This window comes from Streptococcus infantis, from assembly GCF_047463615.1.
Taxonomy (GTDB): Bacteria; Bacillota; Bacilli; order Lactobacillales; family Streptococcaceae; genus Streptococcus; species Streptococcus infantis_X.
Genome location: NZ_JASHDO010000008.1, coordinates 46,559 through 60,034, shown reverse-complemented (window position 1 = coordinate 60,034; position 13,476 = coordinate 46,559). Strand labels below are relative to the sequence as shown.

General features: G+C 40.9%; 25 protein-coding genes. All 25 read right to left on the bottom strand.

All coding sequences use genetic code 11. From position 1 onward, the window contains the following. Positions 1–43 precede the first annotated feature (43 nt). Positions 44–682 carry an adenylate kinase gene (locus tag QM874_RS07875; RefSeq protein WP_414316873.1) on the bottom strand — a complete coding sequence of 213 codons (639 nt, stop codon included), beginning with the start codon at positions 680–682 and terminating at the stop codon, positions 44–46. Between the two features lie 155 nt (positions 683–837). Next, entirely contained in the window at positions 838–2,148 is a 1,311-nt protein-coding gene (gene secY, locus QM874_RS07870) for a preprotein translocase subunit SecY (protein ID WP_414271114.1), read from the bottom strand. A 12-nt stretch (positions 2,149–2,160) separates the two neighbouring features. Then, positions 2,161–2,601: a 50S ribosomal protein L15 gene (gene rplO / locus QM874_RS07865; protein WP_000766078.1), complete on the bottom strand. Its 441-nt coding sequence runs from the start codon at positions 2,599–2,601 to the stop codon at positions 2,161–2,163. A gap of 146 nt (positions 2,602–2,747) precedes the next feature. Next, positions 2,748–2,930, bottom strand: a complete 183-nt coding sequence (gene rpmD / locus QM874_RS07860) for a 50S ribosomal protein L30 (protein WP_000057243.1) — start codon at positions 2,928–2,930, stop codon at positions 2,748–2,750. A 13-nt stretch (positions 2,931–2,943) separates the two neighbouring features. Continuing rightward, positions 2,944–3,438: a 30S ribosomal protein S5 gene (gene rpsE, locus QM874_RS07855; RefSeq protein ID WP_414271113.1), complete on the bottom strand. Its 495-nt coding sequence runs from the start codon at positions 3,436–3,438 to the stop codon at positions 2,944–2,946. A gap of 17 nt (positions 3,439–3,455) precedes the next feature. Continuing rightward, the gene (gene rplR, locus QM874_RS07850; RefSeq protein WP_000624044.1) at positions 3,456–3,812 is read right to left on the bottom strand and encodes a 50S ribosomal protein L18; all 357 of its coding nucleotides are present in this window, start codon (positions 3,810–3,812) and stop codon (positions 3,456–3,458) included. A gap of 83 nt (positions 3,813–3,895) precedes the next feature. Beyond that, positions 3,896–4,432: a 50S ribosomal protein L6 gene (gene rplF / locus QM874_RS07845; RefSeq protein ID WP_414316872.1), complete on the bottom strand. Its 537-nt coding sequence runs from the start codon at positions 4,430–4,432 to the stop codon at positions 3,896–3,898. Between the two features lie 187 nt (positions 4,433–4,619). Then, positions 4,620–5,018: a 30S ribosomal protein S8 gene (rpsH, locus tag QM874_RS07840; RefSeq protein WP_000245504.1), complete on the bottom strand. Its 399-nt coding sequence runs from the start codon at positions 5,016–5,018 to the stop codon at positions 4,620–4,622. A 284-nt stretch (positions 5,019–5,302) separates the two neighbouring features. Next, positions 5,303–5,488: a type Z 30S ribosomal protein S14 gene (locus tag QM874_RS07835; RefSeq protein ID WP_001085699.1), complete on the bottom strand. Its 186-nt coding sequence runs from the start codon at positions 5,486–5,488 to the stop codon at positions 5,303–5,305. 17 nt (positions 5,489–5,505) lie between these two features. After that, positions 5,506–6,048, bottom strand: coding sequence for a 50S ribosomal protein L5 (rplE, locus tag QM874_RS07830; protein ID WP_000013542.1), 543 nt, complete (start codon positions 6,046–6,048; stop codon positions 5,506–5,508). A gap of 23 nt (positions 6,049–6,071) precedes the next feature. Beyond that, positions 6,072–6,377: a 50S ribosomal protein L24 gene (gene rplX, locus QM874_RS07825; protein WP_000497691.1), complete on the bottom strand. Its 306-nt coding sequence runs from the start codon at positions 6,375–6,377 to the stop codon at positions 6,072–6,074. An 83-nt stretch (positions 6,378–6,460) separates the two neighbouring features. Further along, complete coding sequence (rplN, locus tag QM874_RS07820) at positions 6,461–6,829, bottom strand: 50S ribosomal protein L14 (RefSeq protein ID WP_000616548.1); 369 nt, start codon at positions 6,827–6,829, stop codon at positions 6,461–6,463. A gap of 25 nt (positions 6,830–6,854) precedes the next feature. Beyond that, positions 6,855–7,115, bottom strand: a complete 261-nt coding sequence (gene rpsQ, locus QM874_RS07815) for a 30S ribosomal protein S17 (RefSeq protein ID WP_000440801.1) — start codon at positions 7,113–7,115, stop codon at positions 6,855–6,857. Between the two features lie 24 nt (positions 7,116–7,139). After that, on the bottom strand, positions 7,140–7,346 hold the full coding sequence (gene rpmC / locus QM874_RS07810) for a 50S ribosomal protein L29 (protein WP_000772918.1): 207 nt from the start codon (positions 7,344–7,346) through the stop codon (positions 7,140–7,142). Between the two features lie 9 nt (positions 7,347–7,355). Continuing rightward, on the bottom strand, positions 7,356–7,769 hold the full coding sequence (gene rplP / locus QM874_RS07805; protein ID WP_000960948.1) for a 50S ribosomal protein L16: 414 nt from the start codon (positions 7,767–7,769) through the stop codon (positions 7,356–7,358). 3 nt (positions 7,770–7,772) lie between these two features. Continuing rightward, the gene (gene rpsC, locus QM874_RS07800; protein WP_000529936.1) at positions 7,773–8,426 is read right to left on the bottom strand and encodes a 30S ribosomal protein S3; all 654 of its coding nucleotides are present in this window, start codon (positions 8,424–8,426) and stop codon (positions 7,773–7,775) included. A gap of 12 nt (positions 8,427–8,438) precedes the next feature. Beyond that, positions 8,439–8,783, bottom strand: coding sequence for a 50S ribosomal protein L22 (gene rplV, locus QM874_RS07795; RefSeq protein WP_049548847.1), 345 nt, complete (start codon positions 8,781–8,783; stop codon positions 8,439–8,441). Positions 8,784–8,794: 11 nt separating this feature from the next. Then, positions 8,795–9,076 carry a 30S ribosomal protein S19 gene (gene rpsS, locus QM874_RS07790; RefSeq protein ID WP_000533766.1) on the bottom strand — a complete coding sequence of 94 codons (282 nt, stop codon included), beginning with the start codon at positions 9,074–9,076 and terminating at the stop codon, positions 8,795–8,797. 102 nt (positions 9,077–9,178) lie between these two features. Further along, positions 9,179–10,012 (bottom strand): 50S ribosomal protein L2, encoded by an 834-nt coding sequence (gene rplB, locus QM874_RS07785; RefSeq protein WP_414316871.1) that lies wholly within the window; start codon positions 10,010–10,012, stop codon positions 9,179–9,181. Positions 10,013–10,029: 17 nt separating this feature from the next. Then, positions 10,030–10,326, bottom strand: coding sequence for a 50S ribosomal protein L23 (locus tag QM874_RS07780; RefSeq protein ID WP_075228993.1), 297 nt, complete (start codon positions 10,324–10,326; stop codon positions 10,030–10,032). Next, on the bottom strand, positions 10,326–10,949 hold the full coding sequence (gene rplD / locus QM874_RS07775; protein WP_414316870.1) for a 50S ribosomal protein L4: 624 nt from the start codon (positions 10,947–10,949) through the stop codon (positions 10,326–10,328). The genes QM874_RS07780 and rplD overlap by 1 nt, the downstream gene beginning before the upstream one ends. A 24-nt stretch (positions 10,950–10,973) precedes the next feature. Beyond that, a complete protein-coding gene (gene rplC, locus QM874_RS07770; protein ID WP_000160197.1) occupies positions 10,974–11,600 on the bottom strand; it encodes a 50S ribosomal protein L3 in 627 nt (208 codons plus the stop codon). A gap of 82 nt (positions 11,601–11,682) precedes the next feature. Beyond that, positions 11,683–11,991, bottom strand: coding sequence for a 30S ribosomal protein S10 (rpsJ, locus tag QM874_RS07765; RefSeq protein ID WP_003009585.1), 309 nt, complete (start codon positions 11,989–11,991; stop codon positions 11,683–11,685). A 236-nt stretch (positions 11,992–12,227) separates the two neighbouring features. Further along, positions 12,228–12,881, bottom strand: coding sequence for a uridine kinase family protein (locus QM874_RS07760; protein ID WP_414316869.1), 654 nt, complete (start codon positions 12,879–12,881; stop codon positions 12,228–12,230). After that, positions 12,878–13,474, bottom strand: a complete 597-nt coding sequence (nrdG, locus tag QM874_RS07755; RefSeq protein ID WP_414316868.1) for an anaerobic ribonucleoside-triphosphate reductase activating protein — start codon at positions 13,472–13,474, stop codon at positions 12,878–12,880. Before nrdG ends, QM874_RS07760 begins: the two co-directional genes overlap by 4 nt. Between the last annotated feature and the right edge of the window lie 2 nt (positions 13,475–13,476).

Genomic DNA, 13,476 nt, shown 5'->3' with positions numbered 1-13,476 from the left:
GTATAACATTTGTAGAGACATTTTGCAAGCATGAAAAACGCTTTTATTTCAATTTTGTCAATACTTTTTCGATATCTGCAAATACATCATTGATATCTTGATTACCTTCGATATCATGTACCAAACCTTTAGCGCGATAGTGAGCAATAATCGGTTCACCTTGGGCAATATTGACATCCAAACGACGTTTTACTGTCTCTGGTTTGTCATCTTCACGCTGATAGTAGTCTTCTTCTTTGTAATCAACTGGTGGGTTGAAAACTTTGTGGAAAGTTTCGCCAGTTTCACGGTGAATGATACGACCACTCAAACGTTCGAGTAGGCATGATGGATCTACTTCAATATTGATTACACCCTCAAGTTCAAGACCAAGGTCTACCAAAATTTGATCCAAAGCGCGGGCTTGTTCAATGGTACGAGGGAAACCGTCTAAGAGGAATCCTTTTTCCTTAATGTCACCTTGAGCCAAACGTTCTTTAACGATTCCGTTTGTAACTTCATCTGGAACCAACTCACCCTTATCAATGTATGACTTAGCTAGAACACCCATTTCAGTTTGGTTAGCCATCGCTGCACGGAACATATCCCCTGTTGAGATATGAGCCACATGAAATTGTTCCACAATTCTAGCTGCTTGTGTTCCCTTACCTGCACCAGGCAATCCCATAATCAAAAGATTCATGATTCAAACTCCTTTTTTGTTTTTAAATAGAAGCAAAAATTCATTTCAACTCCTATTTAAAAACAAAATAGAAGAGAGGAGTAAAAAATCTGACAAGGTCTTTGATTTTTACACTCCACTCTCTGAGCAATAGTGAATTTTATTTTCTATTACAATTATTCTGTTGTATTCATGAAACCAACATATTTACGTTTCAATAGATAACCTTCCAATTGTTTGATTCCTTCAATACCTGTTGAGATAATGATCAAAAGACTTGTTCCCCCAAAAGCAACGACTTCTGAAAGACCGAATAAATCCTTAGCTACAATTGGTAAAATAGAAATCACACCAAGGAAGAGTGATCCGACTGTGGCAAGACGACGAAGAAGTTTTGACATATACTCTTCAGTCCCTTTACCAGGACGGACACCGTGAATGTAAGCACCGCTCTTTTGTAAATTCTCTGCTGCTTTCTCAGGATTAATCTGTACAAATGTATAGAAGAATGTAAAGAGAATAATCAGCAAAGCATATAGAGCAATACCTGTTGGCGCTGTTGTCGACAACAACTCCTGAGCTGTACGAACCCAAGCCCAGTCCAGTCCAGATGCACTAACAAATTGCAAAATTGCCGCTGGTGCTGCAGTAATCGAGCTAGCAAAGATAACTGGAATAACTCCAGCAGGGTTAATCTTCAAAGGAAGATATGAACTAGATGGAGCACCTTGCGCTACCTTGGTATACTGAATTGGAATCTTATATTCTGCTTGTTGTACATATGTTGTGAAATAGATAATCAATAAGACAGCTACGATTAAAATTCCTACAAAAATGAGAGATGAGTTCAAGCGGTCGCTTGGTACGTTGACAAAATAGTCTACATAGATGCCCTTGATCATATCAGGAATTGAAGCAACAATCCCTGCAAAGATAATCATAGAGACACCATTCCCATATCCCTTATCAGTAATCTGTTCACCCAACCAAGTAACAATCATACTACCTGCTGTTAGGATTCCTCCAATCACAAGGAAAACTTGTGGTGTTAGAGGAACAGTCAAGAGTTTAGCTCCAGATAAAGCATTAAAACCAGCTGTAATCCCGATAGATTGCACAAATGCAAGTACAAGGGCAATGTAACGAGTTGCTTGATTTAACTTTCTACGACCAACTTCCCCTTGTTTGCCCCACTCCACAAACTTTGGTAATAAATCCATTTGTAAGAGCTGGACAACGATAGAAGCAGTAATGTATGGACTAACACCAAGTGCAAAAACCGAGAAGTTTTTCATGGCATTACCAGAAACCAAGCTCAACATATTTAGAAAAGATAGACCACTCAAAGCATTCAAGCTGTTGGCATTGACCCATGGAACTGTAATACTAGTCCCGATACGGAAGACCAAAACGATAAAAATTGTAAAAAGAATTTTTGATCGAACTTGCTTGACCTTGAGAGCTTCTCTCAATAATTTAAAAAACATAGGTCACCTCTCTTAGATGACTTCTACTGAACCACCTTTAGCAGTGATAGCTTCTTCAGCTGATTTAGAGAATTTAGCTGCTTTCACAGACAATTTCTTAGTCAACTCACCGTTACCAAGGATTTTGATACCTGATTTTTCAGCTTTAACAATTCCTGCTTCGATAAGAACAACTGGAGTTACTTCTGCACCATCTTCAAAGACGTTCAATTGGTCAAGGTTAACAATTGCGTATTCTTTAGCGTTGATGTTAGTGAATCCACGTTTTGGAAGACGACGGAACAATGGAGTTTGTCCACCTTCAAAACCAAGGCGTACTCCGCCACCGCTACGAGCTTTTTGACCTTTTTGACCACGACCAGATGTTTTACCGTTACCTGATGAAGTACCACGACCAACACGGTTACGAGTTTTACGAGAACCTTCTGCAGGTTTCAATTCATGAAGTTTCATTATATATTTTCTCCTCTTTTGTAAAATGCTAGCGCCGATAAGAGAGAAAAGGTTGTCTCTCTTATCAACTCGCCTATACCTTTGTCATCAAAGATGACTATATCTAGTTTTAGGGGATGGTATACTGCACATCCCCTAACATTTAATTAGTTTACTTCTTCAACTGTTACCAAGTGAGATACTGCAGTGATCATACCACGTACTGCTGGGTTATCTTCTTTAATAACAGAGCTGTTCAATTTGCCAAGTCCAAGTGCTACAACAGTTTTACGTTGTGATGGAATGCGTCCGATTGGAGACTTAGTCAAAGTAATTTTAATTTGAGCCATTTTATCCCCTTTCTTATGCCAAATCAGAAACTGAGATACCACGAAGGGCAGCAACTTCTTCAGCGCGTTTCAATTGTTTTAAACCTTCAACAGTTGCACGAACAATGTTGATTGGAGTGTTAGAGCCAAGTGATTTAGATGTAACATCAGCTACACCTGCCAACTCGATAACGGCACGAACTGCACCACCAGCGGCAACCCCAGAACCTTCTACAGCAGGTTTCAACAATACTTTAGCTCCACCGAATTCTGAAAGAACTTCGTGTGGGATTGTTGTTCCAACCATAGGAACTTCGATCAAGTTTTTCTTAGCATCTTCTACTGCTTTACGGATTGCTTCTGGAACTTCTTGAGCTTTACCAGTACCAAATCCTACGCGACCATTGTGGTCACCAACGACTACAAGAGCTGCGAAACGAAGACGACGTCCACCTTTAACAACTTTTGTAACACGGTTGACAGCAACTACGCGTTCTTCAAATTCAACTGCATTGTCTTTAAATGCCATTTTCTAGTGTCCTCCTATTAGAATTTCAATCCGTTTTCACGAGCTGCATCAGCCAAAGCTTTCACACGTCCGTGATATAGATATCCACCGCGGTCGAACACCACTTCTGAAATACCTTTAGCATTTGCACGTTCTGCAACGAGTTTACCGACAGCAACGGCTTGTTCAGTTTTTGTTCCTTTTGAAACTTCTTTGTCAAGAGTTGAAGCACTTGCGAGCGTTACACCCGCTACGTCATCAATAACTTGAGCGTAGATGCCTGTATTAGAACGGAATACGTTCAAACGTGGGCGATCAGCAGTTCCAGAGAGTTTTCCGCGAACGCGACGGTGGCGTTTTTGGCGGAGTTTGTTTTTATCTGGTTTAGAAATCACAGTTTTCACCTCTTTAGTTTTAAATCGTGTGCTATGCACAAAGTTGGAAAATAGTTTGGCGGTTGAAGATCAACCACTCAAGATTATTTACCTGTTTTACCTTCTTTAAGACGAACATATTCGCCAACGTAACGGATACCTTTACCTTTATAAGGTTCTGGTGAGCGAAGGCTACGTACGTAAGCAGCTGTTTGACCAACTACTTCTTTTGAAATTCCGCTGATAACAATGTTTGTTGGGTTTGGAAGTTCAAAAGTAATTCCTTCTGGAGCTTCAACTTCGTCTGGATGAGATTTACCAACAGCCAAGACAAGTTTGTTTCCTTGAAGTTGTGCACGGTAACCAACCCCACGCATTTCAAGTTGTTTCTTGAATCCTTCTGAAACTCCAACAACCATGTTGTTCAAAAGGGCACGAGTAGTTCCGTGGATAGTTTTCATTTCTTTTGAATCGTTTGGACGGTGAAGAGTTACTTCAGTACCTTCCACACGGATTTCAATATCTTTTGAGAACTCACGAGTAAGTTCTCCTTTAGGTCCTTTTACAGTTACAACGTTGTCATTGTTAGTGAGTTCAACACCAGCAGGCAACACGATAACTTTATTACCAATACGTGACATGTTTTTATTCTCCTGTTAAATTGTCAGGCCATTACAGCCAGTTTTCACGGGGTTAAATCGATTTCTCGATTTAAAGGAACATTTAGGTTTCAATTTCTAAGTGAATCGAGGCATCGTCTCGCAGGCATAACTTTGGGTTAGGCAAGAGACGATAACGAAGAGTCACAAAGAAATTGGGAACTAAATATTACCAAACGTAAGCGATAACCTCACCACCAACATTCTTTTGGCGAGCTTCTTTATCAGTAAGCAAACCTTCAGAAGTTGAAAGGATAGCAATTCCAAGACCGTTAAGTACTTTTGGAAGATCTTCACGTTTTTTGTAGACACGAAGTCCTGGTTTAGAAACACGTTTCAAGTTTGTGATAACTTTTTCACCGTTTGGTCCGTATTTAAGGAATACACGGATGATGCCTTGTTTGTCATCTTCGATGATTTCTACGTTCTTAACAAAACCTTCGCGTTTAAGGATTTCTGCAATCCCTTTTTTGATGTTTGATGCAGGTACTTCAAGTACTTCGTGTTTTGCTTGGTTAGCGTTACGAATACGAGTTAGGAAGTCTGCGATTGGGTCAGTCATAACCATTTTATTTTTCTCCTCTTACTAGTAGTTTGCAAGTTGCACTTGCTAGTTAATACATGATACAGAGAGCGTAACAGCACAAGCAAAAATAGGCAATTTAATGCAGGAGCCATGCACCAAAGTAAATTGATCTTTTTTGCCAAGGCTGTAGCTCGTGTTCAAATTGGCTAGCCCAACTGAACCCGGGCTAAACTCTGTGTGAAAAAGATAAACTTTTCTAGAAACTAAAGTTTCTTCGCCAAGTTTCCTATTTTCACTTGGAGTTTTGACGCCCTTGATATCTTAAATTACCAAGATGCTTTTGTTACACCAGGGATTTGACCTTTATATGCCAATTCACGGAAGCAAACACGGCAAAGTTTAAACTTGCGGTAAACTGAGTGTGGACGTCCACAACGTTCACAGCGAGTGTATGCTTGAGTAGAGAACTTCGCTGGGCGTTTGTTCTTAGCAATCATAGATTTTTTAGCCATTAGTTATACCTCCTATATTATTTTGCAAAAGGCATTCCAAGGCCTGTAAGCAATGCACGTGACTCTTCGTCAGTGTTAGCAGTAGTTACGATAACGATGTCAAGACCACGAGTTTTGTCAACGTCATCAAAGTTGATTTCTGGGAAGATCAATTGTTCTTTCACACCAAGTGTGTAGTTTCCGCGTCCATCAAATGATTTTGTTGGAACACCGTGGAAGTCACGCACACGTGGAAGTGAAACTGAAACCAATTTATCCAAGAATTCGTACATACGTTCACCACGAAGGGTAACTTTTGCACCGATCGCAACACCTTCACGAAGACGGAAGCCGGCGATTGATTTTTTAGCTTTAGTGATAAGTGGTTTTTGACCTGAGATAAGTGCCAATTCTTCAGCAGCTTTTTCAAGGCTTTTAGCGTTTGATACAGCTTCACCAACACCCATGTTCAAAACGATCTTATCTACTTTAGGCACAGCCATCACTGATGAGTAGTTGAATTGTTCTGTCAAAGCAGGAACTACTTCATTAAGATATTTTTCTTTTAAACGATTTGCCATTATACTTCTCCTTTCCTTCGTGATTAATCAAGCACTTCGCCTGATTTTTTGTTGTAGCGAACTTTTTTACCGTCTACAAATTTGTAACCAACACGACCAGCTACACCATTTTTGTCCAAAACTTGAACATTTGATACGTGGATAGCTGCTTCCTTCTCGATGATACCACCTTGAGGAAGTTCGTTAGTTGGACGTTGGTGTTTCTTAACGATGTTAACACCTTCAACGATAACTTTGTTTACTTTTGGAAGGGCAGTAAGGACAACAGCTTCTGTTCCCTTATCTTTACCAGCGATTACGCGAACTTTGTCGCCTTTTTTTACAAACATTTTTTTCTCCTTTTATTCTTACGCCCAATGGGCACCCTGGCTAAGCCAGGGGACTGTGTTTGTTTGTTTTTGCTCTGTGAAAATTAAAGTACTTCTGGAGCAAGTGACACGATCTTCATGAAGCCACCTTCACGCAATTCACGTGCAACTGGGCCAAAGATACGTGTTCCGCGAGGAGTTTTATCTTCACGGATGATAACTGCTGCGTTCTCGTCAAATTTGATGTATGAACCATCAGCACGACGAGCACCTGATTTAGTACGAACGATAACTGCTTTAACAACGTCACCTTTTTTAACCGCACCACCAGGAGTAGCTTGTTTTACAGATGCCACAATAACATCACCGATGTTCGCAAATTTACGTTTAGAACCACCAAGAACTTTGATAGTCAAGATTTCGCGTGCACCGCTGTTGTCTGCGACTTTCAAACGAGTTTCTGTTTGAATCATTTCAGTTTTCTCCTTTCGGGTTTGATTAGATGATAACCGCTTCTTCAACGACTTCTACAAGACGGAAACGTTTTGTAGCTGAAAGCGGACGAGTTTCCATGATACGTACGATATCGCCTTCTTTGGCAACATTGTTTTCATCATGTGCTTTGTATTTTTTAGAGTAGTTAATACGTTTACCATAGACTGGGTGGTTACGTTTTGTTTCAACTACAACTGTGATTGTCTTGTCCATTTTGTCAGATACAACACGTCCAACAAGAACTTTACGATTATTGCGTTCCATTGAAATTTCTCCTTCCCTAGTCTATTATTTCGCTTCAGATTGAACTGTTTTGATACGAGCGATTTGTTTTTTAACTTCTTTCAAGCGAGCTGTTTGTTCTAATTGACCAGTAGCAGCTTGGAAACGAAGTTCAAACAATTCTTTTTTCAATTCGTTTTCGCGCTTCGCGAGTTCTTCTTGAGAAAGACCACGAAGTTCTTTAACAAATTCTTTTACTTCATTAAGTTTCATGCCTTCTCCTTATTCTGCTTCACGTTTTACGAATTTACATTTAACTGGCAATTTGTGGCTTGCAAGACGAAGCGCTTCGCGTGCGATCTCTTCAGATACACCAGCAACTTCAAACATTACTTTACCACGTTTAACTGGTGCTACCCAACCTTCAGGTGCCCCTTTACCAGATCCCATACGAACCCCGATAGCTTTAGCTGTGTATGATTTGTGTGGGAAGATTTTAATCCAAACTTTACCACCACGTTTCATGTAACGAGTCATGGCGATACGAGCAGCTTCGATTTGGCGGTTAGTGATCCAGTGGCTAGTTGTAGCTTGAAGACCGTATTCACCGAATGCTACTTCTTTTCCACCTTTAGCTTCACCGCGCATTTTACCACGGAATTCACGACGGTGTTTAACACGTTTAGGTACTAACATTGGTTATTTACCTCCTTTAGTGTTTTTACGAGCTGGAAGAACTTCACCACGGTAGATCCATACTTTAACACCAAGTTTACCGTATGTAGTGTCTGCTTCTTCCCAAGCATAATCGATATCTGCACGAAGTGTGTGAAGTGGAACAGTTCCTTCAGAGTATCCTTCAGCACGGGCGATATCTGCACCGTTCAAACGACCTGATACTTGAGTTTTGATTCCTTTAGCTCCAGCACGCATTGCACGTTGGATTGCTTGTTTTTGTGCACGACGGAAAGCAACACGTTGCTCCAATTGACGAGCGATTCCTTCACCAACAAGGTGAGCATCCAAATCAGGTTGTTTGATTTCGATGATGTTGATGTGTACTTGTTTTCCAGTCAATTTGTTAAGTTTAGCACGAAGTGCATCAACGTTAGCACCACCTTTACCGATAACCATACCTGGTTTAGCAGTGTGAAGTGAAACGTTAACTTTGTTTACTGCGCGTTCAATTTCAATAGTTGAAACAGCTGCGTCAGCAAGTTCTTTTTGAACGAATTTACGGATTGCAAGATCTTCATGAAGGTAATCCGCGTATTCTTTTTCAGCATACCATTTGGCATCCCAATCACGGATGATGCCGACACGCATACCAATTGGATGTACTTTTTGACCCACGATTTTACCTCCTTATTTTTCTGCAACAGCCACAGTGATGTGAGCTGTACGTTTGTTGATTGGTGAAGCTGAACCTTTCGCGCGTGGACGGAAACGTTTCATAGTTGGTCCTTCATTTGCGAATGCTTCAGATACTACCAAGTTAGCTTTATCCAAACCAAGGTTGTTTTCAGCGTTAGCTACAGCTGAGTTCAAAACTTTCAAGATGATCTCAGCAGCTTTGTTTGGAGTGAATGTCAAGATTGCAATAGCATCGGCTACGCTTTTACCACGAATGTTGTCAAGAACAAGACGTGATTTACGAGGTGAAACACGTACTGTACGAGCCATTGCTTTAGCTGAAGTAATTTCTGCCATTTATGTTCTCCTTATTTTCTACGTGTTTTCTTGTCGTCTGCAGCGTGACCTTTGTAAGTACGAGTTGGTGCAAATTCACCAAGTTTGTGACCTACCATGTCTTCTTGGATGTAAACAGGTACGTGTTTACGTCCATCATAAACTGCGATAGTATAACCAATGAAACTTGGGAAGATCGTTGAACGACGTGACCAAGTTTTAATAACTTTTTTCTTTTCGTCGTTAGCTTGAGCTTCAACTTTTTTCATCAAATGCTCATCGACGAAAGGTCCTTTTTTAAGACTGCGTCCCATTTTTATTTTTTCTCCTTTAAATGTTGTACCACAGCGGCTTGCGCTCTCAAGGAGCGCTACCGAGCTGGCGGATTATCTAGTGCTTAAGCGACTAGTTTTAAATTATTTCTCGTTGCGACGACGAACGATAAGTTTGTCAGATTTCGCTTTCTTGTTACGAGTTTTAAGACCAAGAGCAGGTTTGCCCCATGGAGTTGATGGTGCTTTACGACCAACTGGTGCTTTACCTTCACCACCACCGTGTGGGTGATCGTTAGGGTTCATTACAGAACCACGAACTGTTGGACGGATACCTTTCCAACGGCTGCGTCCTGCTTTACCAAGGTTAACAAGTCCATGTTGTTCGTTTCCGACAACACCAACTGTTGCACGACAAGTTCCAAGAATCATACGAACTTCGCCTGATTGAAGACGAACAAGAACATATTTACCTTCTTGACCCAATACTTGAGCAGAAGCTCCAGCAGCACGAACCAATTCACCACCACGACCTGGTTTCAACTCAATGTTGTGAACCAAAGTACCAACTGGGATGTTAGCAAGTGGAAGAGCGTTACCTACTTTGATATCAGCTTCAGGACCTGAAATGATACGTTGACCAACTTCAAGACCTTTTGGAGCGATGATGTAAGCTTTCACACCGTCAGTGTAGTGTACAAGAGCGATGTTTGCAGAACGGTTTGGATCGTACTCGATAGTTTTAACAACTGCTTCAACGTTATCTTTGTTACGTTTGAAGTCAACCAAACGGTAGAAACGTTTGTGTCCACCACCGTGGTGACGAACAGTGATGCGACCGTTGTTGTTACGACCAGCCTGTTTCTTCAAAGCAACAAGCAAAGATTTTTCAGGTGTGCTTGTTGTGATTTCAGCGAAATCCAAAGAAGTCATATTACGGCGACCGTTTGTTGTTGGTTTATAAACACGAATTCCCACGATATTTCCTCCTTAGATTATTCAGCTTCAGCAGCGAACAACTCGATTGCTTTTGAATCAGCTGTAAGTGTGATGATAGCTTTTTTAGTTTTGTTAGTAAAACCAGTGTAACGTCCAACACGTTTAGCTTTTGGTTTTACGTTGATTGTGTTAACATTTGCAACTTTAACACCTTCGAATGAAGCTTCAACAGCTTGCTTGATCAAAAGTTTGTGTGCACGAGTGTCAACTTCAAATACATATTTGCCTGCTTCAAGTTGAGCCATTGAGCTTTCAGTGATTACAGGTTTTTTGATAACATCATACAAATTCATTATGCAAGAACCTCCTCGATTTTAGAGATAGCTGCTTGAGTAACAAGAAGTTTGTTACTATTTGCGATGTCAAGAACACTTGCAGTTGTAGCAGTCGCAACTTTCACGTTTGGAAGGTTACGAGCTGAGAGAGCTGCGAATTCATTTCCTTCTTCAAGAATAACAAGGACTTTAGAATCGATGCTCAAAGCTGCAAGAACTTTTGCAAATTCAGCAGTTTTTGGAGCTGTAAATTCAAGAGAATCAACGGCTACAAATTTGTTTTCAGCAACTTTTTCTGAGTAAACAGATTTAAGCGCAAGGCGACGAACTTTTTGAGGAAGTTTGTACGCATAGCTACGTGGAGTTGGTCCGAAGACGATTCCACCACCACGCCATTGTGGAGAGCGGATAGAACCTTGACGAGCACGTCCAGTTCCTTTTTGACGCCATGGTTTGCGTCCGCCACCTGAAACAGCTGAGCGGTTTTTAACTGCGTGAGTTCCTTGACGAAGGCTAGCACGTTGGCTGATGATCACATCAAACACAACAGATTGGTTTGGTTCGATACCAAAGATTGCATCGTTAAGAACAACTTCGCCCGCTTGTTTACCAGTTTGGTCGAATAATGTTACATTTGCCATTTTGACTGTATTCCCCTTTCCTTATTATTTACCAGCTTTAACTGCTGACTTGATAGTGATAAGAGATTTCTTAGCACCTGGTACGTTACCTTTGATAAGGATAACGTTCTTTTCTGGAACAACTTGTACAACTTCAAGGTTTTGAATTGTTACACGGTCGCCACCCATACGTCCTGCAAGGTTTTTACCTTTGAATACGCGGTTAGGTGCAACAGGTCCCATAGAACCTGGACGACGGTGGTAACGAGAACCGTGAGCCATAGGTCCACGTGATTGCCCGTGGCGTTTGATAACACCTTGGAAACCTTTACCTTTAGAAGTACCAGTTACGTCAACAACATCTCCAGCTGCGAAAGTTTCAACTGTGATTTCAGCACCAACTTCCAAGCCTTCAACGTTTTTGAATTCACGAATGAAGCGCTTAGGAGCCGTGTTAGCTTTTGCTACATGTCCTTTAGCAGGTTTGTTGCTCAATACTTCGCGTTTGTCATCGAAACCAACTTGGATAGCGTTGTATCCGTCTGTTTCAACAGTTTTAACTTGAAGAACAACGTTTGGAGTTGCTTCAATAACTGTTACAGGGATCAATTCGCCAGCTTCAGTGAAGATTTGAGTCATTCCCACTTTTTTCCCTAAGATTCCTTTTGTCATGAGAAAATAGTTCCTTTTCTATATTTTTTATTCAAAAAGTTTTTAACGAGCGTTTTTTATGCTCAAGTTATCAAGCTTTAAATTAAAGTTTGATTTCTACGTTTACACCACTTGGAAGATCCAATTTCATCAAAGCGTCAACTGTTTTTTGAGTTGGGTTGATGATGTCGATCAAACGTTTGTGTGTACGCATTTCGAATTGTTCGCGAGAGTCTTTATATTTGTGAGTCGCACGAATAATTGTGTAGAGGCTACGTTCAGTTGGAAGTGGGATTGGACCCGCAACTTGTGCACCTGTACGAGTAGCTGATTCTACGATTTTTGCAGCCGCTGTGTCAAGCGTACGATGTTCGTAAGCTTTCAAACGGATACGGATTTTTTTGTTTGCCATCTTTTTCTCCTTTTCGTCTATTTAAGATAATAGGCTAGCTCCACAAGAAAACCGACGCGCGTTGCGTGGCAATGCAACCGAGCGTGTCGCAACCTCTTGCATCAAAGCTAAAGCTGTAATTTACAGCACCATAATAGAATAACACAAAGCCCCTGCGATTGCAAGGGATTTGACAAGTTTTTTTAAATTTTTCGAATGAAACTGTTTTCTTTTCTTCACTTTCAGACTTAGCTTTTTCATGAGGGAAAATTTTTCAGTTTTCTCCTATATAAGTTACTAGTTTTTACGTTAAATTTATCATTTGATTGATTTATCAAGATATCCGCTTTTGACTCGGTTTCTTTATAGTATTGTAGATACTGCTCTCGTCTCATCTGCTGACTAGCCAATATAATGGATGCATCGCCATTTCTCACAGTCGTATCTCGAGCTAGACGTCTCTTTAATTCTGTCTCTTCATCCGTGTAGAAACAAACAGTTTTATCAAAGAGTTCCTTGGGTAGAAAGCCCACAGACATCCCTTCGACTATCAGAATTGGTTTTGCTCCCGATAAGATCTCACTAGCCTTCCAGGGTTCCTCAATTGTTAAGATGTCCATACCCGCTTGCAGAGCAAGAATATCTCTTTGTAAACTTGCCAGCTCATGCGCTACCGGTAAACATGCTGTCACCTTTTGGTCTGGTGTCTCTTTAGGTACCACTAAATGTCGTCCCGAAGTAATATAGGGATCTGTTTCTAGCAGATTTACTGTAGTAGAATCTAGGGCTTGATATAATTCCTGAGCGAAGGTTGATTTACCTGAAGCCCCATGACCGTAGATCCCCAGTGTTTTTACTTTTCCAGTTTCTATCTCTGAGACCAGTTGTTCTATTAAGTCTTTTTTCTTCATTCTCTCTTCACCTGTTCATAGCTTTCTTTTTCATCGTTAAGCTTGTCCCAAATGACTACCTTTCCACTTTGGAGAGACTTTTGCACATCGATAATCCGTTGGTTGGAAGAGCCACGGAACTGAAGCATGAGATTACGCTTACTTTTATCATAGCGACCATCTACCAGGATATCAATCAGGGATAAAAGTTCTAGTTTATCAGGTGTCTCCAACATTATCTCTTCCCATGTGTATCCCGTCCAGGACCAAATATCTTTATCTGGCAATTCCTTACGAATGCGTTTTACGAGAGGTAAGAGAATTCCTGTATTTAGGAAGGGTTCTCCTCCTAATAAAGTCAACCCTTGAACATAGGGTTGGGCCAGATCTGCCATAATCTGTTCTTCCAATTCTTGTGTATAAGGAATTCCTGCATTGAAAGACCAGGTCGCTACATTGTAACAGCCCTCACAATGAAACATGCATCCGGCTACATAGAGAGAATTGCGCACCCCTTCTCCATCCACAAAGTTAAAAGCCTTATAGTCAATGATACGTCCTTGACTAAGCTCCTCACTCTTCCACTCTCCTGGTTTTGGTGTATTCCATGTCATGC